The sequence below is a fragment of the Kitasatospora sp. NPDC050463 genome, assembly GCF_040655255.1.
Lineage (GTDB): Bacteria > Actinomycetota > Actinomycetes > Streptomycetales > Streptomycetaceae > Kitasatospora.
Genome location: NZ_JBFAJO010000052.1, coordinates 17,801 through 37,484, shown reverse-complemented (window position 1 = coordinate 37,484; position 19,684 = coordinate 17,801). Strand labels below are relative to the sequence as shown.

The following is a 19,684-nucleotide window of genomic DNA, read 5'->3' as shown; positions in this document are numbered from 1 at the left end:
GGGGGATTTCGCCGAAGCCGCGGGGCGGTGGAACGCGACGGCCGGGTCGGCTCAGTTGGCCCGGTCGAAGTCGATCGCGCTGTACGCCCGCAGCTTGGACAGCTTGTGGGTGGAGTGGATCTCCCGGATCGTGCCGCTCTTGGAGCGCATCACCAGCGAGCTGGTGGTGGCGGTCTCCTGACGGTAGTGCACACCGCGCAGCAGCTCGCCGTCGGTGATCCCGGTGGCGACGAAGAACACGTTCTCGCCGCTGACCAGGTCGTCGGTGGTGAGCACCCGGTCCAGGTCGTGGCCCGCGTCGAGGGCCTTCTGGCGCTCGGCCTCGTCCTTGGGCCACAGCCGGCCCTGGATCACGCCGCCCATGCACTTCATGGCGCAGGCCGCGATGATGCCCTCGGGGGTGCCGCCGATGCCCATCAGCAGGTCGACGCCGGTGCCCTCGCGGGCCGCCATGATGGCGCCGGCCACGTCGCCGTCGGAGATGAACTTGATCCGGGCGCCGGCCTCGCGGATCTCCTGGACCAGGCCCTCGTGCCGCGGCCGGTCGAGGATGACCACGGTGACGTCCTCGACGGCGCTGCCCTTGGCCTTGGCGACCCGGCGGATGTTGACGGCCGCCGGGGCGGTGATGTCGACGAACTCGGCGGCCTCCGGGCCGGCCACGAGCTTGTCCATGTAGAACACGGCGCTCGGGTCGAACATGGTGCCCCGGTCGGCCACCGCCAGCACGGCCACGGCGTTGTTCATGCCCTTGGCGGTGAGGGTGGTCCCGTCGACCGGGTCCACCGCGACGTCGCACTCGGCGCCGGTGCCGTCGCCGACCCGCTCGCCGTTGTAGAGCATCGGCGCTTCGTCCTTCTCGCCCTCGCCGATGACGACGACACCGTTCATGGAGACGGTGGAGACGAGGGTGCGCATGGCCTTGACCGCGGCGCCGTCGGCGCCGTTCTTGTCGCCACGGCCGACCCAGCGGCCGGCCGCCATCGCGGCGGCCTCGGTGACCCGGACGAGTTCGAGCGCGAGGTTCCGGTCCGGAGCCTCGGGCGCGACCTCAAGGGCGCTGGGGAGATTGTGCGGGTACTGCGTGGTCATCGTCGTTACCTCTCTGTACGCGACGGCCAGTAAGCGCCCGACTACTGCCAGGTCGAACGCCGTGGTGAGGGTCCTGCGATCGTATCTGCCCACGAGATGACTGTCTGTGGCGCGGGTCGCCACCCCCGGTCGGAATCGGCCTGTTCGCCCCGGATCACCCGGACGTGGGCACCCCGGGTACCGGTGCCGCGTGGCGGATGAGTCACCATGTGGGGGTGGCTGGAGAGAGCAAGGGCATGAGGAGCCGGCAGTCGGTACGGGACATGGTCCTGTCGATGCTGGCCGTCGGTTTGGTGGTCTGGGTCGGGTACCTGTTCCTGCCGCACGACGCCGGCGGCGACGGCGTGCGCACGGTCGAGTACAAGGTGGCCGCGGCCTCGGCGAAGCGCGCCGCACCGTACCCGCTGCTCGCCCCGGAGGGCCTCTCCGACAAGTGGCGGGCCACCTCGGTCAAGTACGACCCGGCGGCGCTGGGCGGCGGCCGGGGCAACACCTGGCACCTGGGCTTCGTGACCCCCGCCGGCCAGTACGCGGCGGTCGAGCAGAGCGACGTCGCCCGTGACGCGCTGGTCCGCTCGCTGGTGGCCGACGGCAAGCCGGACGGCAGCTCCGACGTGGCCGGGCAGGCCTGGGAGCGGGTCCAGGGAGACAAGTCCCGCGCGCTCGTCCTCCAGGGCGACCGCGGCACCACGGTGCTCACCGGCACCGCCTCGTACGAGGAGCTGGCCGAGCTGGCGCAGGCGCTCAAGTAGCGCGCGCCGCGGCGGCGGAACATGCGGAAGGGCCCGCACCGGTCGAACGGTGCGGGCCCTTCCTGCGTGCCGCGGTCAGACGGTGGTGACGACCTCGTCGTAGGCCAGGCGCGGCGAACGCGGGAACCAGGCGTCCTCGCCCGGCTTGCCGATGTTGACCACGGCCAGCACCGAGTGCTCGCCGTCGGCGAAGAACTCCTTGTTGATGCCCTCGGCGTTGAAGCCGGTCATCGGGCCGGCGGCCAGGCCGGCGGCGCGAACGCCGATGATGAAGTAGCCGGCCTGGAGGGCGCCGTTCAGCACCGCGGAGGCCTCGCGGACCGGACGCTCGGTGAAGAAGAGGTCCTTGGCCTGCGGGAAGTGCGGCAGCTGGGTCGGCAGCTCCTCGTGGAACTCGTTGTCCACGGCCAGGATGGCGACCAGCGGGGCGGCGGCGGTCTTCGCCTTGTTGCCGTCCGCCAGGTGCTGGACCAGGCGCTCGCGACCCTCGGCGGAGCGGACCAGGACCACGCGCAGCGGCTGCTGGTTGAAGGCGGTCGGACCGAACTTGACCAGCTCGTAGATGGCCTGGATCTGCTCCTCGGAGACCGGCTCGTCGGTGAAGGTGTTCGCAGTGCGGGCGTCGCGGAACAGCAGGTCCTGAGCGGCGGCGTCGAGTACCAGGGCGTCGGTGGTCATGCTTGTCTGCACCTCATGCGGGACGGGGTTCGTCTGGTCGACCGGCGGCGCCGATCACTTGATCCCAACATAAGTGAACTTTCAACTGTTCCCCGGGTTGCTGTGACGCGTATCACTCCTGAGTGGCCCCGCCCTCCTCGGCGGCCAGCGCGGCGTCCAGTCGGGCCCGGGCGCCGTCCAGCCAGCGCTGGCAGACCTTCGCCAGCTGCTCGCCGCGCTCCCAGAGCGCCAGCGACTCCTCCAGCGACGTGCCGCCGTTCTCCAGCTGCCGGACGACCTCCAGCAGCGCGTCCCGGGCGTGCTCGTACCCCAGCGCGTCGTCCGGCGTCCGCGGCGCCGCCTCCACCTGCTCCTGCTCAGCCATGGGAGCCAGCGTAGGGGCTGACGCCGACAGACCGGCCGCAGCCGGGCGAAGACGTCCCGCTCTCCCGCCGACGCTCCTACGCCCGGGGGTCGGCCGTCACGTCGAAGCCGCCGCCCGCGACCCGGGCGTGCAGCGGGTCGCCGGCCGCCACCTGCGCCGGATCGGTCACCACCGTGCCGTCCGCGCGCTGCAGCACCGCGTAGCCCCGCTCCAGGGTGGCGGCGGGGGAGAGCGCGACCACCCGGGCCAGGGTGTGTCCGAGGTCGCTCTGCGCGTGGTCCAACCGGTGCCCGAGGGTGCGCCGGGCCCGCTCCAGCAGGGCCCCCACCTCCTGGCCGCGGCCGTCCAGCATCCGGTGCGGCACGGCCAGCGCCGGGCGGCTGCGGACCCCGTCCAGCCCGTGCTGCTCCCGGTCGACCCGGCCGAGCACCTGCCGCCGGGCCCGGTCGCGCAGGGTCAGGACCTTCGTCAGCTCCTCGCCGACGTCCGGCACCACCCGTTTGGCGGCATCGGTCGGGGTGGAGGCACGCAGGTCGGCGACGAAGTCCAGCAACGGCTGGTCCGGCTCGTGCCCGATCGCGCTGACCACCGGCGTCCGGGCGGCCGCGACCAGCCGCACCAGCGCCTCGTCCGAGAACGGCAGCAGGTCCTCCACGCTGCCGCCGCCCCGGGCCACGATGATCACGTCCACCTCGGGGTGCTCGTCCAGCTCGCGCACCGCCGCGCCGACCCGCTCCACCGCGCTGACACCCTGCACCGGTACGTTGCGCACCTCGAAGCGGACGGCCGGCCAGCGCCGCCGGGCGTTCTCCAGGACATCCCGCTCGGCCGCCGAACCGCGCCCGGTGACCAGACCGATGCACTGCGGCAGGAACGGCAGCGGCCGCTTCCGTTCGGCCGCGAACAGGCCCTCCCCGGCGAGGCGCCGCTTGAGCTGCTCCAGCCGGGCCAGCAGCTCGCCGAGCCCCACCAGCCGGATCTCGGCCGCCCGCAGCGAGAGCTGGCCGCGGGCCGCGTACCACTCCGGCTTGGCGTGCACGACGACCCGCGAGCCCTCCTGCACCGCGTCGGCGACCTCGTCGAAGACCGAGCGGAAGCACGTCACCGTCAGCGACACGTCGGCCTGCGGGTCACGCAGGGTCAGGAAGACCACGCCCGCGCCCGGCCGCCGGCTGAGCTGGGTGATCTGGCCCTCCACCCAGACCGCGCCCAGCCGGTCGATCCAGCCGCCGATCAGCGCGGAGACCTTGCCGACCGGGAGCGGCGCTTCGGGGGAGCTGGTGTTGGCCATGCGTACGAGGCTAGCGGCGGATGCCGACAGGGACCGGCGGCCGGCAGCGGGCTAGCGGCGGACGCCGGTGGCGGAGGCCCCCTGGACGAGCAGCACGACGAGGCCGACCCCCAGCCAGACGGCCCCCGTGAGCTGCGCGGTGCGCGAGGCCTCGTAGACCACCGCGCCGATCACCGCGATGCCCAGCAGCGGCACCACCAGGTGCCGCAGCCAGTCCCGCGAGCCGTGCTTCACCACGTACCAGCCGATCACCGAGGCGTGCAGCAGCGCGAAGGCCGTCAGCGCGCCGATGTTCACCACCGAGGTCAGCTGGTCCAGCCCGTCGTCCCGGTTCGCCGCCCAGACGGCCGCGCCCATCGTGATCACCGCCGCGACCAGCAGCGCCCGGCGCGGCACCGCCGAGTCCGCGTCCACCGCGGCCAGGAAGCGCGGCAGCCGCCCCTCCCGGCCCATCGCGAAGACCAGCCGGCCGGCCGCCGCCTGCCCGGCCAGCGCCGCGAAGGCCGCCCCGATCGCCTTGCTCGCCGCCACCAGCACGTGCAGCCAGTGCCCGACGCCGCTCTCCACCGTGTCGTAGAAGGCCGAGCCCTGTGCGGCCGGATCCGCCGCCAGCTGCTGCGGGGTCAGCGGCTCCAGCAGCGCCGCCAGGTACGTCTGCGCCACGAAGAGCACCCCGGCCAGCACCAGGCACCGGAGCACCGCCCGGGCCACCGCCGCGGAGGCGCCGACCGCCTCCTCCACGAAGGTGGCGATCGCGTCGAAGCCCAGGTACGACAGGACGGCCACCGAGACCGCCGAGATCACCGCCGTCGGCGAGAAGCCGCCGACCGCCGTGAACGGCGTGTCCCAGCCGCGCTGCGCCCCGTCGCGCGCCAGCACCACCACGGCCGCCACCACGAACACCGCCAGCACCGCGATCTCCAGCGCCAGCACCCCGAGGCCGACCACCGCCGCCGTCCGCACCCCCGCCAGGTTGAGCGCGGTGGTGACCAGCACCGCCAGGGCCGTCCACAGCCAGCGCGACACGTCCGGCACCAGCGAGTTCAGGGCGATGCCCGAGAACAGGTACGCCACGGCCGGGATCAGCAGGTAGTCCAGCATCGCCATCCAGCCGGCGACGAACCCGGGCCCCTCGCCCAGACCGGCCCGCGCGTAGGCGAACACCGAGCCGGTCTGCGGCACCGCCCGCACCATCTGGGCGTACGAGAAGGCGGTGAATCCCATCGCGACCGTCGCCGCCAGGTAGACCGACGCCACCGCCCCGTGGCTCTTGGCATCCAGCACGCCGAACACGCCGACCGGCGCCATCGGGGCGATGAACAGCAGCCCGTACACCATCAGGTCGCGGACACTCAGGCTGCGCCGCAGACCTCCGGCGTCGACTCGCTCACTCATAACTTCCACATTTGAGCACCGGTGACCGGACACGGCCCGAAAGCGCCTTCCGTCGGCGCGGCCCGCCGCCGCCCTTACGATGGAGCCATGTCCAACACCGCGCAGCGCCGTGTCCTGCTCGCCGCCCCCCGGGGCTACTGCGCGGGCGTCGACCGCGCCGTGATCGCCGTGGAGAAGGCCCTGGAGCAGTACGGGGCGCCGATCTACGTCCGCAAGCAGATCGTCCACAACAAGTACGTGGTGCAGACCCTGGAGAAGCAGGGCGCGATCTTCGTCGACGAGACCGAGGAGGTGCCCGAGGGTTCGATCGTGGTGTTCTCCGCGCACGGCGTCGCGCCGTCCGTCCACGACGAGGCCGAGGCCGGCCGGCTCGCCACCATCGACGCCACCTGCCCGCTGGTCACCAAGGTGCACAAGGAGGCCGTCCGGTTCGCCGACGAGGGCTTCGACATCCTGCTGGTGGGCCACGAGGGCCACGAGGAGGTCGTCGGCACCATGGGCGAGGCCCCGGACCGGATCCACCTGGTGGACGGTGCCGAGGACGTCGCGCGCGTCGAGGTCCGCGACGAGTCCAAGGTCGTCTGGCTCTCCCAGACCACGCTCTCGGTGGACGAGACCATGGCCACCGTGGGCGAGCTGAAGAAGCGCTTCCCGCTGCTGGTCAGCCCGCCCAGCGACGACATCTGCTACGCCACCCAGAACCGCCAGGTCGCCGTCAAGCAGATGGCGCCCGAGACGGACCTGCTGATCGTGGTCGGCTCCAAGAACTCCTCGAACTCCGTCCGCCTGGTCGAGGTCGGCCTGGAGTACGGCGCCAAGGCCGCCCACCTGGTGGACTTCGCCGACGAGATCCAGGAGTCCTGGCTGGAGGGCGTCACCACGGTCGGCCTGACCAGTGGCGCCTCGGTGCCGGAGATCCTGGTCGAGGGCGTGCTGGAGTGGCTGGCCGCGCGCGGCTACGGCGACGTGTCGACCGTCAAGACCGCCGAGGAGCACCTGATCTTCTCGCTGCCCAAGGAACTCCGCCGCGACCTGCGCGCCGAGGCCGCGGGCAAGCTGTAGCGAACCCCGGAGAACCCGGTGCCCCTCAAGGGGGTGCCGGGTTCTCCGCTGTGCGCGGCCGGGTGGGCTCTCGTAGTTTTGTGCGCAGGTATGCACAGGCTGTGGACAACGGTTTCGGCGGAGGGCGGTCGTCATGACGGCGGTATTCGGTGTGGACATCGGCGGTTCGGGCATCAAGGGTGCCCCCGTCGACCTGGCCCGGGGCGTGCTCGCCCGGGAGCGGCACAAGGTCCTCACCCCGCAGCCCTCGGCACCGGAGGCCGTGGTCGCCGCCGTCCGCGAGGTGGTCCGGCACTTCGACCACCGCGGCCCGGTCGGGCTGACCTTCCCCGGTGTGGTGGTGAACGGACAGACCAGAACGGCCGCCAACGTCGACAAGGGCTGGATCGGCCTGGATGCCGCGGGCCTGTTCCGCGAGGCGCTCGACCTGCCGGCCGTCGTGCTCAACGACGCCGACGCGGCCGGGCTCGCCGAGACCGTCCACGGGGCCGGCCGCGCCCAGCGGGGCGTCGTCCTCGTCCTGACCTTCGGCACCGGCATCGGCAGCGCGCTCTTCGTGGACGGCACGCTGGTGCCCAACACCGAGCTGGGCCACCTGGAGCTGCGCGGCAAGGACGCCGAGCGGCGGGCCTCCTCGGCAGCCAAGGAGCGGCACGGGCTGAGCTGGGAGCAGTGGGCGGTGCGGGTCGACGAGTACCTCGACCTGGTGGAGATGCTGTTCTCGCCGCAGCTGATCGTGATCGGCGGCGGGGTGAGCCGCAAGCACGAGAAGTTCCTGCCGCTGCTGCGCGGCCGTGAGGCGCGGATCGTTCCGGCCGAGCTGCGCAACGACGCCGGGATCGTCGGAGCGGGTATGGCGGCCGCCCGGGCCTCCTCCGTCTGAGCCGTCGGCGGGCCCTCGCTCCGAGCGGTGCCGGGTCGGGGAGGGGGCTTGCGGCGGTGGGGAGCGGGGTGTTCGGCGGTGGGGTGTACGGCGGTGGGGAGTGGGAAGTCGGCCGGTCCGACGTCCCACTCCTCAGCGGGCGCGGTGGATCCGCCGCTGGGCCACGAACCGGGCGATCACGATGGCCGAGGCCAGGCCGGTGCCGGTGAAGAGCCAGCCGGCCCGCATCGCCAGGCCCGTCGCCAGCGCGACCACCTGGGCCGTCACGCCCGAGGAAGTGACCGGGCCGAGCAGCAGCAGCGCGACGGCGAAGGCGATCGGTCCGCTGATCGGGGCTGCCAGCAGGTCGGCGAACCGGACCCGGACGGCCAACTGGAAGCAGATGACCAGGTAGCCGATGCCGAACAGCACCCCGAGGCCGCCGAAGAGCATCCGGTCCACGCCCGCCAGCACCACGGCCGCGACCGTCGCGGCCACCCCGGTGCCGATCGCGGTCAGCCGGGTGGGCCGCCCGGTGCGCCGGCGCCCGTAGAGGCGGCCGTTCGGGCGGCCGCCACCGCGATCGCCGGTGCGTTCGCCACTGCGCTCGCCACTGCGGGCGTCCTCGTGGGCGTCGTCGCGCTCGCCGGGGCGCGGTCCGAACGGCAGGCGCAGCCGGGGCCGGGCACCGCCGGGGCGGCCGCGCTCGGGCAGGCCGGCCACGGGGCGTAGTCGGGAGGCGGGGGCGGCGGAGGCCTCGGCGGACTCGGGGGCCCGCCCGGGCCCGGGGACGGCGGCCCCGGCCGCGCCGTTCGGCGGTCGGCGTCTGGGCCCTGGCGGCTGGGTTCGGATGCGCTGGTCCACCCACCCAACGTACGGTCCGATCATCGCCACACTGTGTAATGGGCCACGGGACCTTGCTCCGTGTCTCCGGACGGAGTACTGGTGTGATCGTCGCTCAACTCCTCCAGGGGGATGCATGACCAGCGGATTCGCCTTCGAACGCCTTCACCACGTCCAGCTCGACATCCCGGCGGGAGCGGAGGACGAGTGCCGCGCCTTCTGGCGCGACGTGCTCGGCATGACGGAGCTGGTCAAGCCCCCGGTGCTGCGGGCGCGCGGCGGCTGCTGGTTCCGTGGCGGCGGTGTCGAGGTGCACCTGGGTGTCGTGCCGGAGTTCCGGCCGGCCCGCAAGGGGCACCCGGGCATCCAGGTGCGGGCGCTGGAGGCGCTCGCCGAGCGGCTCACCGCACACGGTCATGAGGTGGTCTGGGACGACGACCTGCCCGGTCATCGCCGCTTCCACTCCAGCGACCGCCTCGGCAACCGCGTGGAGTTCCTGGAGCCGCTGCCGGCAGCCGGGGTCTGATGCGCTGCCCGTAGACTGGGGGATCGGCCCGTACGGTGCCGACCCAACTCCTCCAAGCCCACGGGACTGCGCTTCATGTCGCTCACGATCGGAATCGTCGGCCTGCCGAACGTCGGCAAGTCGACCCTGTTCAACGCCCTGACCAAGAACGACGTGCTGGCGGCCAACTACCCGTTCGCCACCATCGAGCCGAACGTCGGCGTCGTCGGCGTTCCGGACGCGCGGCTGGCCAAGCTCGCCGAGATCTTCGGCTCGCAGCGCATCCTCCCGGCCACCGTCGACTTCGTCGACATCGCGGGCATCGTGCGCGGCGCCTCGGTCGGTGAGGGCCTGGGCAACAAGTTCCTGGCGAACATCCGTGAGTCGGACGCGATCTGCCAGGTCATCCGGGCCTTCGTCGACCCGGACGTGGTGCACGTCGACGGCAAGGTCTCGCCGAAGGACGACATCGAGACCATCAACACCGAGCTGATCCTCGCGGACCTCCAGTCGATCGAGAAGGTGCTGCCCCGGCTCCAGAAGGAGGCCCGCCTGAAGAAGGAGTCGGCCGCCACGCTGGCCGCCGCCGAGGCCGCCCAGAAGATCCTGGAGACCGGCAAGACCCTGTTCGAGGCGGGCTTCGACGCCTCCTCGGTGCGCGAGCTGCACCTGCTCACCACCAAGCCCTTCCTCTACGTCTTCAACGTCGACGAGGACGAGCTGGTCGACGAGGAGTTCAAGGAGGCCCAGCGCGCCCTGGTCGCCCCCGCCGAGGCGATCTTCCTCAACGCCAAGATCGAGTCCGAGCTGATCGGCATGGACGAGGACGAGGCGCTGGAGCTCCTCCAGTCCATGGGCCAGGAGGAGACCGGCATGGCCACCCTCGGCCGGGTCGGCTACGAGACCCTCGGCCTGCAGAGCTACCTCACCGCGGGCCCCAAGGAGACCAGGGCTTGGACGATCAAGAAGGGCGCCACCGCCCCCGAGGCCGCCGGTGTGATCCACACCGACTTCCAGAAGGGCTTCATCAAGGCGGAGGTCATCTCCTTCGACGACCTGGTCACCTGCGGCTCCATCGCCGAGGCCCGCAGCAAGGGCAAGGCCCGCATCGAGGGCAAGGAATACATCATGCAGGACGGCGACGTCGTGGAGTTCCGCTTCAACGTCTAATCGACTGAACGGAAGGCCGTCTGACCTGCGGCGGAGCGGGTTGGGCGGCCTTTCGGTCCGCAGGGAGTCCGCAAGGCTGCCAACTCCGGCCAACGCGACCGGTGCTGCTACGCCGCTTCGGCGGTCGGGAGATCACCTTGGTCCGCGCCGCCGTCGCCGCCGTACGCGCGATCGACGGCGGCCCGGGTCCGTTCCTCGGAGTCGGGCCAGAGGTGGGTGTAGATGTTGAGCGTCATGGCCGCATTGGTGTGACCGAGCCGCTCGGAGACGGTCTTCACCGACTCGCCGTGCTTGATCAGCAGGCTGGCGTAGTGATGCCGCAGGGCGTGTGGACCGGTGCCCTTCGATATGCCGGCCTTCTGGCAGGCGGGTCGCCATGAGCCGTCCATGAAGTGGGTGTAGACCACGGGGCCGCCTTGGGGAGCGGTGAAGAGCCAGCCCTCCGGGGCGTTGACGGGGAAGTCCCGCAGGTGCGCCTTGAGAGCGTCGACCGCGACCCTCGGCAAAGGCACGGTGCGATACGAGCGCGTGGTCTTCGGCGGTCCGACGTACACCCCGTGCTTCGCCGCCTGCTGGATCTGCTGCTCCACCGAGACCGTCGCATGCAGCAGATCGACGTGCCGGAGCTGGAGCCCGAAGAGTTCACCGGGACGAAGTCCGGTGGCAGCGCCCAGCAGGACCAGACCCCTGTAGCGGGCAGGCATCTCCTTTGCCAGACGGCGGACCTGATCCACCGGCAGTGGCACGATCCGCTTGCGGGGCACCGAGGGCAACTTCGCGTCCTCGCAGGGGCTGTGGGGGATCATGCGGTCGCGGACGGCCGCCCGGAAGACCGCGTTGACCGTGTTGAAGACGGTCCGTGACGTGCTGGCCGCCAGGTTGTGAGTGGTCGTAAGACCGGTCACCCAGCTCTGGACATCGCCCGGCTTGATCGCACCCAGCGCTCGCTTCTCCCAGGCCGGGTACACGTAGCAGCGCAGATGCTGGGCAACAGCCTTGGCCGTCGAGGGCCGGTGGGGCTGTCGGGCGCGCCACTCCTCGGCGTACTCCTTGAAGTTCTTCTTGGCCGACCGGGGGTCCACGTACTGGCCGGTGACCACGCTGGCCGTGACCTCGTCGAGCCATCGCTGGGCGTCGATCTTGCGGTCGAAGTGGCGGGCGTGCTCCTTGCCGTCGAGGTCGCGGTATCGGGCACGCCACTTGCCGTTGGGGCGCTTCTGGACGTTCGCCAACTCGGTTCTCTCCTTTGTCGGTTGTCAGTGGTAACCACCGCCCTCGATGTACTCCGTGAGGGCGCGGGCATCGCGTTCCTCGCCCATGAGGCGGAGGCCCTGCTCGTGGATGCCTTTCGAGCTGTCGGGGTGTCCAGCGATGTATTCGGCGACGGCAACGACGGCGTGGTGCAGCCGGTCCTCCGCCTCGCGGAGTTCGTAGAACGCCTCGACGGCCTCCTGGACGACGCGTCTCCCTTCGATGTCAACGCCTTCGAGCGGCGGCGACATGAGCTCCTCCAAGGGGAGCTCGAAGACGCGGGCGAAGCCGAGGGCCTCGTCCAAGGTGATCTTGCGGCGGGGATTGCCGTTCTCGATGCGCCAGATCGCCGTCTGATTCATCGGGACGCCGGCTTTGGTCATGCGTGCTGCCAGCTCGGTGGTGCTCCACCCTCTGACCTCGCGCTCCAGCCCGACGCGCGCCGCCGCGTTGCCTTCGCTGTAGAGCAGTGGAGCTTCGCCCCTGCTCGGCTCTTCGGACATTCGGCCCTCCATCGCATCTCGTCTGCTATCCCGATTGAACCACGACCTTTCCCGTTTGACTAGCTGCTGGTCGTACGGTACAACCTATGCATCAGGGAACGCAAGCTAGTCGAAAGGGAAAGCCTCATGGATCGCTACCTCACCACGTCCGAGGTCGCCAAGCGATACCGCGCCGCCGAGAGCACGGTCCGGTACTGGAGGCACACCGGCTACGGCCCTCGGGGCGTGAAGGTCGGCCGCCGCGTCCTCTACCTGGAGTCCGAGCTCGCCCGCTTCGACCAGGAGCTGAAGGTGCAGGGCGGCGACAACTGGGTCCTGGGGGCGTGATGCGCCCAACGTCCGGCCACAAAACGGCCCCCGGCGCGCCAACGCCGAGGGCTCGATGAACACCCCATCCGTACTAAGCCGTTCGAACCGGTGGAGCAGGGCCTGCCAGCCCGCACGCTCCACCAAGAGGAGTCCGCGTTGAAGCCTACGTCCCCGCATGCCACTGGCGCATCCCTCAAGGCGGCATGGCCGCCCGTCGCGGAGCCCGGCCAGCCTGGCCAGTATCGCCAGGCCCAGGAGGAGTCGGTGCCCACAGCCTGTGGAGAGTCGGCGGTTGTCGCGCCGACCGAGCCTGGCGAGCCGTCAGGCTTCGACGGGAGGCCGGACGCTCCGGCGACTGCTGGGGCTGAGCTGCTCGCGCAACTGAAGGCCCTGATCGCCAGGTTCGTGATCCTGCCCTCCGAGGAGGCGCTGGACGCCACCACGCTGTGGGTCGCGGCGAGCCACCTTCAGCCCGCGTGGCAACATGCCCCGCGCCTGGCGGTGGTCGGTCCCGCGAAGCGGTGCGGCAAGTCCCGCCTGTTGGACGTGCTGACCGAGACCGTCCACCAGGCGGTGATCATGGTCAACTCCACTCCGGCGGCCGTCTTCCGCTCCATCACTGAGGAGCCCCCGACGCTGATCGTCGACGAGGCGGACACCATCTTCGGCACCCCGAAGATGGCGGAGAAGAACGAGGAGATGCGCGGCCTGCTCAATGCCGGGCACCAGCGCGACAGGCCCGTGCTGCGGGTGGTCGGCAACGACCACAAGCCCCACGCCTTCCCCACCTTCGCGATGGCGGCAATCGCCGGGATCGGCGACCTGCCCGACACGATCATGGACAGGTCCATCGTGATCCGCATGCGCCGCCGCGCCGAGGGCGAGCGCGTCTCCCCATACCGCACCAAGCGGGACCAGAAGGTCTTGCACGAGATCCGCGCCAAGATCGCACTCTGGACCAAGTTGCTCGCCGATCAGGCCGTACACCTGGAGCCCGAGATGCCGGTCGAGGACCGCGCCGCCGACACCTGGGAGCCTCTGGTGATCACCGCCGACCTCGCTGGTGGCGCTTGGCCGCGCCTGGCCCGGCAGGCGTGCGCCCGCATGGTCGCCTCCGAGGTCGTGGCTGAGGAGGAGAACCCCAGCGGGGCGAGGATCCTGGCTGACATCCGCCGGATCTTCTTCGGCCGGGGAGACGTCGAGACCCTGAGCACCGACGACCTGCTGTTCGCCCTCAACGGCGATCCCGAGGCCCCGTGGGGCGAGTGGGGACGGGGCGGCCTGACCGCGCGCGGCCTCGGCGCGATGCTGCGCGAGTTCGGGATCTCCTCGGGCAACGTGCGCGTCGGCGAGATCCAGCGCAAGGGCTACACGCGCAACAAGTTCGCTGACGCCTGGAAGCGCTACTGCCCCGCCGTCCACCCCCTTGCCGCCAGGGAGCCCAGCGAGGGCTGATCACCCCTCCCCGGTTGCCGTCCGTGCCGTCCCTGCCGTAATACCGCAGGTCACGCCACGTGCGGCCAAGACGGCAACCAGGCCCAAGACGGCACACCAGCCGACATCGCCCCTGCCCTGCTGCCGAGCGCACCGACCGCCCTCGGCGGCAGGCGGGGCCGGGACGGCAATTACATCCGTCTTGTGCCGTCTGTGCCGTCCCAGCCGTAAAACCGCAGGTCACAGGGCTTGCCGCCAAGACGGATACCCGTCCTTAAGACGGAAGCGGTAGCCGAACCAAGACGGCACCAGGCCGCGATCAAGACGCCACAGGCCACCCGATCCTGCCTCTGCCGTACCGGCTCTGACCTGCGGTTTCAACGGCCAAGACGGCAAAGACGGGTCTCAGAGACACCCCCACCATCCCGCACACCACAAGGACCCCATCACCATGCCTGCCACCGCACCGCCGACCGGGTCGGCCTCCAGCCGCGTGACCGTCTGGGACCACGCCATCATCGGCCTCCTCGCCCTGGCCGGCTTCGCGCTCTCCTACGACGCCCTGCGCCAGACCGCCCAGGCGATCCACGTCCGGGGCCCGCTCACCTATGTCTTCCCGCTGATCATCGATGGGTTCATCGCCTACGGCGTCCGCGCCCTGCTCGTCCTGCGGACCGCGCATTTCACCGCCCGCGCCTACGTGTGGGGCCTCTTTCTGGCCTCCACCGCCGCCAGCGTCTGGGCCAACATCCTGCACGCCGTCCGCCTGAACGACCAGAGCCCGATCGGCCTCGGGCTGCACCTCGGCGACACGCCCGTCGGTGCGCTCTCCATGATCGCCCCGCTCGCCCTCGCCGGATCCGTCCACCTCGGCATCATCATCTCCCGCCACACCACGAGCCGAGCCGAGCGCGAGCCCGCCGCCACCACCGCCACGGCCGACAACAGCCCTTCCGTCGAGGCCGCGAAGGCCGCGGCCCAGTCGGGCGATCGTGCCGCCGAGCCGGGATCGGATCCCGCGCCGGTCGGCGACGACGACCAGGCTGAACAGTCGGCCTCCGCCGACGCCCCACGCGCGGACCGCAAACCCACCGAACCGCGAAAGCGCACCGGCCGTCCACCGCGCGCGAGCTACGAGGAGCTGCTGGCGGTTGCCCGCCCAGCCGTAGCCCAGCACGGCGCCACCGTCGCCGTGGCCCAGCAGGCCATCCGCGAGGCCGGCCTCCCGATCAGCAGCGCGCGCTTCACCAAGCTGATGAGGCTCCTGCGCGCCGAACAGACCGGTCCACAGAACGAGCGGGCCCGCGCACATCCGGCCGCCGACTGACCGCCCATCCGATCCTCGAAGCCGCCCGTCCGTTCTGACCGGACCGGGCGGGCGGCTCCCACCAGGCGGACGGTCCGTTCGCGGAAGTCCACCGAGCCGTCAGCCGACATCCGCGAACGCCGTCCGCCGCCGCACTACACCGAGATCCCGGCACGGCCAAACCGCAAGCCGCCGGGACCATCACCCGCACACCACTCGAGCAGTCCACGACCTGCTCGGCCCACCAATCGCTCTGACGGGAGCCAAGCCGTGACACATGACCAGCACAACGCCGACGAAGGCCCCGACGAGCCCACGAAGTCCCATACAGTGAAGGGCCTTTTGCGGCGGGCGCTCGGAAAAGCAGCACCTGGCGGAGCCAGTAGTCCCCCGAGTCCGACTCGCGGCCGGACTCGGGGATCCTCCGCCCCAGGGGTGGCGGAGGAGGCCCAGCGCGAGGGCGCGCCGGGCCAGGAGGTCGAGGTCGTGGGCGACCGCGACCCGGACAAACTCCTCGCCGTCCAGCAAGAGATCCTCGCCGCCACCCGCACCGCCGCAGCGAGCACCGACGCCGACGACAGTGTGGCCCCCGTGCAGAGCGTCCAGCCGGCGATCCGCCGCTTCACCGGTGACAAGCGCACCGAGCGCGTCGGTCCGCTGCGGTTCACACCCGAGGAGCGCATCCGGCTGCAGGTGGCCACGGCCGCCAACGACTACTGGGGTGAGTCCGGGTTCGCCGCCGATGTCGTCCTGGCCTTCATCGACGGCCAGTTCTTCATTGACCTGCCGCTGGCGGAGGAGCGCCGTCACACCCACGTCTTCCGCGTCCAGGTCCTGCGCGCCCTCAACGGCATCGGCCACAACATCAACCAGATCGCCCGCGCCCTCAACGGCGGGTACCAGCCGCCTGCCGACAGCCGCCAGAAGATCGACGAGCTGCACACCCTGCTGACCCAGATCGCCGAGGCCCTGCGTCCACCCGCCAACGTCGAGGAGGCCTGAACACCGTGATCGCGCCGATCAAGGACCCCGGATCCAACACCCGCGGACTGCTCGCCTACCTCTACGGGCCCGGCCGCCACGACGAACACCACGACCCGCACATCGTCGCCAGCTTCGCCATGCTGGGCATGCCCGACCCCAGCCGCGACCCGCTAATCACGCTCACCCAGCTCGCCCGCCACCTCGACGAGCCAGTGCGCCTGCGTAACAGCGAGGCCGGCCAGAAGATCACCGGCCATGTCTGGCACTGCCCCGTACGCGCCGCACCCGAGGACCGCGAACTCTCCGATGCTGAGTGGGCCGACATCGCCCGACGCATCGTCCACGCCACCGGCATCGCCCCCGAAGGCGACGAACTGGCCTGCCGCTGGATCGCCGTACGCCACGCCGACGACCACATCCACATCCTCGCCACCACTGTCCGAGAGGACGGCCGCCGCCCCAAGCTCAACAACAGCGGCCGACGCGCCGGGGCCGAGTGCCGCGAGATCGAGAAGGACTACGGCCTGCGCCAGCTCGGCACCGGCGACGGCACCGCCGACAAGCGGCCCACCCAGGCCGAGATGCACAAAGCCCAGCGCCTCGGCTGGGAACAGACCAGCAGGCAGTGGCTGCAGGAGCGCATCCGCGCCGCCATCCCCCACGCAGCCAACGCCGAGCAGTTCCTTGCCTACCTCCAGGCGGACGGTGTCGAGGTGAAGATCCGCCGCCTGCCGTCCGGCGACCTCCAGGGCTACTCCGTCGGCCGCCCCGGCGACCTCGACAAGAACGGCAGGCAGATCTACCTCCCCGGCGGGAAGATCTCCCCCGACCTCTCCCTGCCCAAGCTCCAAGCCCTCCTCGAAGACGGGCAGCCGACCGAGCACCCGACCGCGCGCCGCAACCGACCCAGCACCACGTGGCAGCGCGCCACCGACGCCCTCGACACCGTCTACGACCACCTGGCTGACGGCGAGAGCGGTGACGGCTCCCGCGCCCAAGCCCAGATCGCCGCGCTCGGCGAACTGATCGAGGCCACCGCCCAGGCTGCACCCGCCGATCTGCGCGGCGAACTTCGAGCCGCCACTCGCGTGTTCGCGCGCGCCCAGCGCTCTCAGGTCCGCGCCGAGCACCAGGCCGCAGCCGGGCTTCGTCACGCGGCCCGCGACATCGTGCGCGCCGGAGACGGACCCGACGGCAGCACCCTCGCCGTCCTACTCGCCACACTCGTCTGGGCCGCGATCCTCGCCGGACGCTGGCATCAGGCCCGAGGCCACCAGCAGCAGGCCGAAGCCGCCAGCCAGGCCGTCCGGCACCTGCAGATCGCCTACGACCAGGCAGCCGCACCGCAGTTCGCCGCCCTCAGCCGCCGCCAGCCCAAGGAGGAGACCAGCAACACCCTCGCTCACGATGTCCGCGCGGCTGTCCCCGAGCACGCCGAGCGGATTCTCGCCGACCCCAACTGGCCAGCCCTGGCCACCGTCCTTGCTGATGCCGAGGCGGGCGGCCATCAGCCCCACCAACTCCTCGCCGAGGCCGCCGCGCGACGCGAACTGGCCACCGCCCACCTGCCCGCCAAGGTCCTCATCAGCCGCATCCAGCACACCAGCTACCACCCCGCACCCAACCCGATAGCCGAAGCGGCCCGCAGGCGATCCCCGGCTACGGCATCACTCCCCGTCCAACAGCGGCGAGGCGACCAGCCCACGGTCCCGCTCGCGGCTCCCGCTGTCGACCGCCGCCAGCAGCATCGCCGCTAACGAGGCGTGACGCATATGACGGTGGTCCGGCACCAAGAGCCTTGTGGTGCCGGACCACCGTTCGCCTTCTTGCCTACCTGCCGCTGGGCTAATCCCGTCCCGAGTCTGGTTTCACGACTGGGCGGAGCAGGTCGAGGACGTGGGTCCAGCTGTAGTGGTCGCGGCCTCCACCCGCCTTGGGCTTGTGGGGCACGTAGTCGCCGATCAGGACGCCCATCGAACGGAGTCGGGCCAGGCTCTCGTCGTACGCGGGGTGGGCCGCCTGGGCGGAGTTGACGTACGGCTGGACGGCCACGGGGATGCCGAGTCCGTACGCCTCGCAGAGGATGCCGAGCGCGAGCGTGTCCGAGATACCGGCGGCCCACTTGTTGATGGTGTTGAACGTGGCGGGTGCGACCGCGATGGCGTCGGCCGACGGCAGCGGCTGCGGGACGCTGGGCGTGCGCCAGGCCGAACGGATGGGGTACCCGGTCTGCGTCTCGATGGCTTCCTGGTCTATGAAGCCGAGCGCGCTGGGGGTGGCCACCACGCCGACTTTCCAGCCTTCGTCGTGAGCGGCGGTGATGAGCGTGCCCACATCGTCCGCGACGCCTGAAGCGCAGACGACGACGTAGAGAAACGGCTCGCGCTGATCGGTCAAACCTGGACTCCCAACTCTTGGCAGAAACGGCGAAGCTCAGGGATAGCACCGCGCCGGTCGCGGGCGGCCATGTCGCCGGCCAGCTCCAGCACGGCAGGGCGTCGGCGGATATCCTCCGACGCACAGCTCTCCGCGATCCTCAGCGCTTTGTATCCCTCGGCCAGTCTGCCCTGTTGGCTGTATGCCCGTGCAGCCTCCACCCAGAGTGCCGCCCGGCGTTCAGGAACGGGGATGCGACGGCGCATCAGGGGCTGAGCGGCATCGAGTGCCGCCCCCGCATCGCCGAGGATGACGGACGCGCTCACCGAATGCAGCGCGACGTTGGTCGGGCTGAAGTTCGCCCAGGCGTCCGGGGCGTCGAGCTCGACGTAGCGCGCGACCTCCTGGGCTTCGGTGAGGAACTCTGCGGTTGTGGCACGATCGCCGCCCGCGCTCGCGGCCGTCACTCCACGAAGAAGCATGAGGCCGAGCGCTGCGAGGTAGGCGGGAGACCGCTGATCGTAGCTGCCGGCGAGTTGGTCGGCAGTGTGGCGGATGAGGGTGACGGCCGGTTTGGTGTGCCGGTCTCGGGCGAGCACGTGGGCCTGGACACGGACGCTGGAGGCCATGACGACGGGATCGCCGCTCCGTTCGGCCTCGGCCATCGCCCGGCCGACCGCGAGCCAGGCGTTGCCGTGGTCACCCAGCTTGAGGAGCAGGCTCACCGCGGTCTGGTAGGCCGTCGCGAGCAGACCAGCCAGCGCGGGGTTGCCGCCGTGGACAGCGTCCTGGGCCTGGCGTAGGTCGGCGATCAGCGACGGCAGAGCTTCTTCCAGCTCGGCGTACCGGCAGGCGTAGAAGAGCCTGCGGGCCTGGGAGAGTCGAGCGGTGAGCGCGGGTTGGGACTGTGGGGGAGCGCTGGCCGGAACCGGTCCAGGCAGGAGTGCCTGCACAAGCTCCATGCCCACGCTGGGCGGGGCTGCTGGGGCCGCGAGCGCGACGACACTCGCGGCCAAGAAGTTCCGACGGTGCATGTCGTCCGCCCTGCTGTCCGCACTGGTATGGGAGGACAGGCCGAGGCTCCCCAGTGGGATGTCGAGCACGGCTGCGACAGCCCGCAGAACGTCCATGTCCTGCGTCCCCGTGCCGCGCTCAAGCCGGCTGATCTTCGACTGGTGGTAGCCCAGTTCGGTGGCCACATCCTCTTGCGTCCGGCCGCTCAACACTCGTGCGCGGCGGATCACTTCTCCGATCCCGCCCGCTGCGGAGTGTCCCTTGGCCGTCGGCGACATGGCTTCTCCTGCCAATGCTGATCCTGCCTGGTGGGCCGAGCGTAGCCGCACCAGGACAACTCGGTATGCACGATCTGCATGGATCATGCGCACCCGACGTGTTACCTAACCACTCGGCTCTGCCATGGAGTTGTCTTGGTGTCAGCAGCTCACCCACCCCTGGAGCTCGCGGTTCCCGACCCCCGCACGCCCGAGGCCCATCCGTGGTCTCCGGC

At 71.0% G+C, this 19,684-nt stretch carries 20 protein-coding genes; 10 read left to right on the top strand and 10 right to left on the bottom strand.

From position 1 onward, the window contains the following. Positions 1-51: 51 nt before the first annotated feature. Positions 52-1,092 carry a class II fructose-bisphosphatase gene (gene glpX, locus AB0J08_RS28105; RefSeq protein ID WP_352289981.1) on the bottom strand — a complete coding sequence of 347 codons (1,041 nt, stop codon included), beginning with the start codon at positions 1,090-1,092 and terminating at the stop codon, positions 52-54. A gap of 236 nt (positions 1,093-1,328) precedes the next feature. On the opposite strand from glpX, the gene AB0J08_RS28100 reads away from it, so the two are divergent. Then, the gene (locus AB0J08_RS28100; RefSeq protein ID WP_360640178.1) at positions 1,329-1,844 is read left to right on the top strand and encodes a DUF4245 domain-containing protein; all 516 of its coding nucleotides are present in this window, start codon (positions 1,329-1,331) and stop codon (positions 1,842-1,844) included. A 75-nt stretch (positions 1,845-1,919) separates the two neighbouring features. Here AB0J08_RS28100 and AB0J08_RS28095 read toward each other — a convergent pair whose 3' ends face one another. The 4 genes from AB0J08_RS28095 to AB0J08_RS28080 all read right to left on the bottom strand — a co-directional run bounded on the left by AB0J08_RS28095 (position 1,920) and on the right by AB0J08_RS28080 (position 5,572). Further along, positions 1,920-2,522 carry a malonic semialdehyde reductase gene (locus AB0J08_RS28095; protein ID WP_360640175.1) on the bottom strand — a complete coding sequence of 201 codons (603 nt, stop codon included), beginning with the start codon at positions 2,520-2,522 and terminating at the stop codon, positions 1,920-1,922. Positions 2,523-2,634: 112 nt separating this feature from the next. Further along, positions 2,635-2,886: an exodeoxyribonuclease VII small subunit gene (locus AB0J08_RS28090; RefSeq protein ID WP_360640172.1), complete on the bottom strand. Its 252-nt coding sequence runs from the start codon at positions 2,884-2,886 to the stop codon at positions 2,635-2,637. Between the two features lie 76 nt (positions 2,887-2,962). Beyond that, on the bottom strand, positions 2,963-4,177 hold the full coding sequence (gene xseA, locus AB0J08_RS28085) for an exodeoxyribonuclease VII large subunit (RefSeq protein WP_360640169.1): 1,215 nt from the start codon (positions 4,175-4,177) through the stop codon (positions 2,963-2,965). Between the two features lie 51 nt (positions 4,178-4,228). Continuing rightward, positions 4,229-5,572, bottom strand: a complete 1,344-nt coding sequence (locus AB0J08_RS28080) for an APC family permease (protein WP_360640166.1) — start codon at positions 5,570-5,572, stop codon at positions 4,229-4,231. 87 nt (positions 5,573-5,659) lie between these two features. Here AB0J08_RS28080 and AB0J08_RS28075 point away from each other — a divergent pair, with 87 nt between their 5' ends. Further along, positions 5,660-6,634 carry a 4-hydroxy-3-methylbut-2-enyl diphosphate reductase gene (locus AB0J08_RS28075; RefSeq protein ID WP_360640162.1) on the top strand — a complete coding sequence of 325 codons (975 nt, stop codon included), beginning with the start codon at positions 5,660-5,662 and terminating at the stop codon, positions 6,632-6,634. Positions 6,635-6,767: 133 nt separating this feature from the next. Next, a complete protein-coding gene (ppgK, locus tag AB0J08_RS28070; RefSeq protein ID WP_360640159.1) occupies positions 6,768-7,517 on the top strand; it encodes a polyphosphate--glucose phosphotransferase in 750 nt (249 codons plus the stop codon). Between the two features lie 132 nt (positions 7,518-7,649). Here the strand turns inward: ppgK and AB0J08_RS28065 are convergent, their stop codons facing one another. After that, positions 7,650-8,360, bottom strand: a complete 711-nt coding sequence (locus tag AB0J08_RS28065; RefSeq protein ID WP_360640156.1) for a DUF6542 domain-containing protein — start codon at positions 8,358-8,360, stop codon at positions 7,650-7,652. 115 nt (positions 8,361-8,475) lie between these two features. On the opposite strand from AB0J08_RS28065, the gene AB0J08_RS28060 reads away from it, so the two are divergent. Both AB0J08_RS28060 and ychF read left to right on the top strand, forming a co-directional pair. Beyond that, a complete protein-coding gene (locus tag AB0J08_RS28060) occupies positions 8,476-8,865 on the top strand; it encodes a VOC family protein (RefSeq protein ID WP_360640154.1) in 390 nt (129 codons plus the stop codon). A 75-nt stretch (positions 8,866-8,940) separates the two neighbouring features. Further along, the gene (gene ychF / locus AB0J08_RS28055) at positions 8,941-10,014 is read left to right on the top strand and encodes a redox-regulated ATPase YchF (protein WP_360640151.1); all 1,074 of its coding nucleotides are present in this window, start codon (positions 8,941-8,943) and stop codon (positions 10,012-10,014) included. A gap of 107 nt (positions 10,015-10,121) precedes the next feature. On the opposite strand, the gene AB0J08_RS28050 is transcribed toward ychF, so the two are convergent. Together AB0J08_RS28050 and AB0J08_RS28045 are read right to left on the bottom strand one after the other, a co-directional pair. Further along, complete coding sequence (locus tag AB0J08_RS28050; RefSeq protein WP_360640148.1) at positions 10,122-11,246, bottom strand: site-specific integrase; 1,125 nt, start codon at positions 11,244-11,246, stop codon at positions 10,122-10,124. Between the two features lie 24 nt (positions 11,247-11,270). Continuing rightward, positions 11,271-11,768 carry a helix-turn-helix transcriptional regulator gene (locus AB0J08_RS28045; protein ID WP_360640145.1) on the bottom strand — a complete coding sequence of 166 codons (498 nt, stop codon included), beginning with the start codon at positions 11,766-11,768 and terminating at the stop codon, positions 11,271-11,273. Between the two features lie 126 nt (positions 11,769-11,894). Here AB0J08_RS28045 and AB0J08_RS28040 point away from each other — a divergent pair, with 126 nt between their 5' ends. The 5 genes from AB0J08_RS28040 to AB0J08_RS28020 all read left to right on the top strand — a co-directional run bounded on the left by AB0J08_RS28040 (position 11,895) and on the right by AB0J08_RS28020 (position 17,558). Next, positions 11,895-12,095 carry a helix-turn-helix domain-containing protein gene (locus tag AB0J08_RS28040; RefSeq protein WP_360640142.1) on the top strand — a complete coding sequence of 67 codons (201 nt, stop codon included), beginning with the start codon at positions 11,895-11,897 and terminating at the stop codon, positions 12,093-12,095. Between the two features lie 138 nt (positions 12,096-12,233). Beyond that, positions 12,234-13,532 carry a DUF3631 domain-containing protein gene (locus tag AB0J08_RS28035; RefSeq protein WP_360640244.1) on the top strand — a complete coding sequence of 433 codons (1,299 nt, stop codon included), beginning with the start codon at positions 12,234-12,236 and terminating at the stop codon, positions 13,530-13,532. Positions 13,533-13,962: 430 nt separating this feature from the next. Further along, entirely contained in the window at positions 13,963-14,838 is an 876-nt protein-coding gene (locus AB0J08_RS28030) for a DUF2637 domain-containing protein (protein ID WP_360640139.1), read from the top strand. A 414-nt stretch (positions 14,839-15,252) separates the two neighbouring features. Beyond that, on the top strand, positions 15,253-15,819 hold the full coding sequence (locus AB0J08_RS28025) for a MobC family plasmid mobilization relaxosome protein (protein WP_360640136.1): 567 nt from the start codon (positions 15,253-15,255) through the stop codon (positions 15,817-15,819). Positions 15,820-15,824: 5 nt separating this feature from the next. Next, entirely contained in the window at positions 15,825-17,558 is a 1,734-nt protein-coding gene (locus AB0J08_RS28020) for a relaxase/mobilization nuclease domain-containing protein (protein WP_360640133.1), read from the top strand. An 88-nt stretch (positions 17,559-17,646) separates the two neighbouring features. On the opposite strand, the gene AB0J08_RS28015 is transcribed toward AB0J08_RS28020, so the two are convergent. Together AB0J08_RS28015 and AB0J08_RS28010 are read right to left on the bottom strand one after the other, a co-directional pair. Next, complete coding sequence (locus AB0J08_RS28015; protein WP_360640130.1) at positions 17,647-18,198, bottom strand: flavoprotein; 552 nt, start codon at positions 18,196-18,198, stop codon at positions 17,647-17,649. Further along, positions 18,195-19,469: a helix-turn-helix transcriptional regulator gene (locus AB0J08_RS28010; RefSeq protein ID WP_360640127.1), complete on the bottom strand. Its 1,275-nt coding sequence runs from the start codon at positions 19,467-19,469 to the stop codon at positions 18,195-18,197. The genes AB0J08_RS28015 and AB0J08_RS28010 overlap by 4 nt, the downstream gene beginning before the upstream one ends. Between the last annotated feature and the right edge of the window lie 215 nt (positions 19,470-19,684).

What these genes read in the sequence shown, in the direction of transcription:
- AB0J08_RS28030 (WP_360640139.1), top strand. Translation starts at nt 13,963, where the DNA reads ATGCCTGCCACCGCACCGCCGACCGGGTCGGCCTCCAGCCGCGTGACC.
- AB0J08_RS28080 (WP_360640166.1), bottom strand. Translation starts at nt 5,572, where the DNA reads ATGAGTGAGCGAGTCGACGCCGGAGGTCTGCGGCGCAGCCTGAGTGTC.
- AB0J08_RS28060 (WP_360640154.1), top strand. Translation starts at nt 8,476, where the DNA reads ATGACCAGCGGATTCGCCTTCGAACGCCTTCACCACGTCCAGCTCGAC.
- AB0J08_RS28075 (WP_360640162.1), top strand. Translation starts at nt 5,660, where the DNA reads ATGTCCAACACCGCGCAGCGCCGTGTCCTGCTCGCCGCCCCCCGGGGC.
- AB0J08_RS28090 (WP_360640172.1), bottom strand. Translation starts at nt 2,886, where the DNA reads ATGGCTGAGCAGGAGCAGGTGGAGGCGGCGCCGCGGACGCCGGACGAC.
- xseA (WP_360640169.1), bottom strand. Translation starts at nt 4,177, where the DNA reads ATGGCCAACACCAGCTCCCCCGAAGCGCCGCTCCCGGTCGGCAAGGTC.
- ppgK (WP_360640159.1), top strand. Translation starts at nt 6,768, where the DNA reads ATGACGGCGGTATTCGGTGTGGACATCGGCGGTTCGGGCATCAAGGGT.
- AB0J08_RS28100 (WP_360640178.1), top strand. Translation starts at nt 1,329, where the DNA reads ATGAGGAGCCGGCAGTCGGTACGGGACATGGTCCTGTCGATGCTGGCC.
- AB0J08_RS28010 (WP_360640127.1), bottom strand. Translation starts at nt 19,469, where the DNA reads ATGTCGCCGACGGCCAAGGGACACTCCGCAGCGGGCGGGATCGGAGAA.
- AB0J08_RS28045 (WP_360640145.1), bottom strand. Translation starts at nt 11,768, where the DNA reads ATGTCCGAAGAGCCGAGCAGGGGCGAAGCTCCACTGCTCTACAGCGAA.
- AB0J08_RS28040 (WP_360640142.1), top strand. Translation starts at nt 11,895, where the DNA reads ATGGATCGCTACCTCACCACGTCCGAGGTCGCCAAGCGATACCGCGCC.
- ychF (WP_360640151.1), top strand. Translation starts at nt 8,941, where the DNA reads ATGTCGCTCACGATCGGAATCGTCGGCCTGCCGAACGTCGGCAAGTCG.
- AB0J08_RS28095 (WP_360640175.1), bottom strand. Translation starts at nt 2,522, where the DNA reads ATGACCACCGACGCCCTGGTACTCGACGCCGCCGCTCAGGACCTGCTG.
- glpX (WP_352289981.1), bottom strand. Translation starts at nt 1,092, where the DNA reads ATGACCACGCAGTACCCGCACAATCTCCCCAGCGCCCTTGAGGTCGCG.